The organism is Streptomyces sp. NPDC055078 (genome assembly GCF_053607985.1).
Map to the genome: position 1 here is coordinate 1 of NZ_JBSGUP010000932.1, position 2433 is coordinate 2433.

Below are 2433 nucleotides of genomic sequence, written 5' to 3' on the forward strand. Positions count from 1 at the left end.
CTCGCCGACCGCTATGACGCCATGGTCATGGTCGACGACTCGCATGCCGTCGGTTTCGTCGGCCCCGGTGGCCGTGGCACGCCCGAACTGGCGGGCGTCAGGGACCGGGTCGACATCGTCACCGGAACGCTGGGCAAGGCACTGGGCGGCGCGTCCGGCGGCTATGTCGCCGCCCGGGCCGAGATCGTGGCCCTGCTGCGCCAGCGTTCGCGGCCGTATCTCTTCTCCAACTCCCTCGCGCCGGTGATCGCCGCCGCCTCGCTCACCGTGCTCGATCTGCTGGAATCGGCCGGGGAACTGCGCGAGCGGCTGAACGAGAACACCGCCCTGTTCCGCGTCAGGATGGCCGAGGCGGGCTTCGAGATCCTCCCCGGCGACCATCCGATCGCCCCCGTCATGATCGGGGACGCGGCCGAGGCCGGCCGGATGGCCGAACTGCTGCTGGAGCGCGGGGTGTACGTCATCGGGTTCTCGTACCCCGTCGTCCCGATGGGCCGGGCCCGGATCCGGGTCCAGCTCTCCGCCGCGCACACGAAGGAGGACGTGGAGCGGGCCGTGACCGCGTTCATCGACGCCCGCCGGGCGCTGAACGGCTGAAGGGACGGCACCCGCGGCGCGGGGGAGGGGCCGGAGCGCCCCGAACCCGGCGGCCCGTGTCGCCGGGACCGGCTGCGCGAACGACCGGGTGCCAGAATGGCCGGGTGATCGACCCCAGGCGGCTGCGCATCCTGCGGGCCGTGGCGGACCACCGTACGGTGACCGCCGCGGCGGCCGCGCTGTACCTGACCCCCTCGGCCGTCTCCCAACAGCTCAACGCGCTGGAGCAGGAGACCGGCCACGCCCTGCTGATCCGCAGCGGCAGGGGTGTCCGGCTCACGGCGGCCGGGGACATCCTGCTCGCCCACACCGTCGTCGTGCTCGCCCAGCTGGAGCGCGCCGAGGCCGAACTCGCCGCCTACGCGGGCGGCGCGGCCGGGGAGGTCACGGTGGCGGCCTTCGCCACCGGGATCGCCGAGGTCGTCGCCCCGGCAACCGCCCTCCTCGCCGCCACGCACCCCGGTATCCGGCTCCGGGTACGGGACGCGGAGGGTGACGAGAGTCTGCCACTGGTGCTCGACGGTGAGGCGGATCTCGCCGTCGCCGTCGAATACCGCGGGGCACCGGGCGACGACGGGCAGCGGCTGTCGCGCGTACCGCTGTACGCGGAGCCCTTCGACGCCGTTCTGCGCGCGGGCCACCCTCTCGGCGCGACCGAGCGGGTGGCCCTCGCCGAGCTGGCCGACAGCGACTGGATCGCCCCCTACCCGGGCAACCCGTGCCACGACATGGTGCTCCTCGCCTGCGAACTGGCCGGTTTCCGGCCCCGCCTGGTGCATTCATCGGACGATTTCCGCGCCGTTGTCGCGCTTGCCGGGGCGGGCGCGGGGGTGGCCCTGGTGCCCCGCTCGGCGCTGCGCGGGATGGAGCTGACGAACACGGTCGTACGGCCGGTGTCCGGCCCGGCCGCGACCAGACGGGTGTTCGCCGCCGTACGGCGGGGGGCGGAGGGGCACCCGCTGCTCGGACCGGTCCTCGACGCCCTGGCCAAGGCGGCCGCGGGGCTCTCGACGGACTGACGCGGGACCGCCGTCACCGGGAGGCGGGTCCGTTCGGTCCGGCGACCGTCGGCTCCGGAGCTTCCGAGGAGGTGTACGGACACCCTGGAAAAGTGTACGGACCCTCTGGGAGGGTGTACGGACCCTCCGGGAGGGTTCAGGGCGCGGACGGGGCCGATTCCATCGCCTCCTTGAGATTGCTCAGGGTCCGGCGGATGTTCCCCCGCTGGAAGACGGCGAAGGTGTGGCCCCGGGTCGCCAGTCTGTCGAACGCGTTCGCCAGTGCGTCGGGCCACGACCGCCGGTCGTCCCGCCAGGTCTCCGTCACCCGCGTCCCGCCGTCGACGGCCTGGAAACGGTACTCCCAGGTGGCGATCCGCCCCCGGAGTACCGGCCGTCGTCTGCCGATGGCGTGCACCCGGAACGCGAAGCGTTCCCCCGGGTCGGCGGCCATCACCGTGCAGCGGGTGGTCCAGCGCACGGCGCCGCGCCTGTTGTGACCGTCGAACTCCATGCCCACATACGCGTTCCGGGTCTCCCCGCGTACCGTCGCGCCCATGTTCTCCGGGCTCCAGCGGCCCATCAGCGCCGGGTTGCTGACCTGCTCGTAGATCACCGAGGGGGCGGCCTGGATCATGATGCTGTCCGATACCGCGAGGGTGCGTGCCATGGTGTACGACTCCGTTTCGCTGGACGCCGGGCTGTCCTGACGCCGGGCTGTGCGGGGCCATTGCCCCCAGCGGTGGAGTTCATGCCGACGGAAGGGCCTCGGGAGCCGCGGGGGTTCGGCTGCGTTCCCCGGGAGTGGCGGCGGGCCCACCGGCGGGCCCACCGCCGG

At 73.4% G+C, this 2433-nt stretch carries 3 protein-coding genes; 2 read left to right on the top strand and 1 reads right to left on the bottom strand.

The genetic code is table 11. The features are described 5' to 3' along the window. A partial coding sequence (locus ACWF94_RS38740; RefSeq protein WP_453499712.1) for an aminotransferase class I/II-fold pyridoxal phosphate-dependent enzyme occupies positions 1 to 597 on the top strand: 597 nt, incomplete at its 5' end. A 104-nt stretch (positions 598 to 701) separates the two neighbouring features. Then, positions 702 to 1616, top strand: coding sequence for a LysR family transcriptional regulator (locus ACWF94_RS38745; protein ID WP_453499714.1), 915 nt, complete (start codon positions 702 to 704; stop codon positions 1614 to 1616). A gap of 136 nt (positions 1617 to 1752) precedes the next feature. On the opposite strand, the gene ACWF94_RS38750 is transcribed toward ACWF94_RS38745, so the two are convergent. Beyond that, positions 1753 to 2265 (bottom strand): SRPBCC family protein, encoded by a 513-nt coding sequence (locus tag ACWF94_RS38750; protein WP_453499716.1) that lies wholly within the window; start codon positions 2263 to 2265, stop codon positions 1753 to 1755. Between the last annotated feature and the right edge of the window lie 168 nt (positions 2266 to 2433).

Coding starts and splice junctions, on each gene's coding strand:
- ACWF94_RS38750 (WP_453499716.1), bottom strand. CDS start 2,265: ATGGCACGCACCCTCGCGGTATCGGACAGCATCATGATCCAGGCCGCC.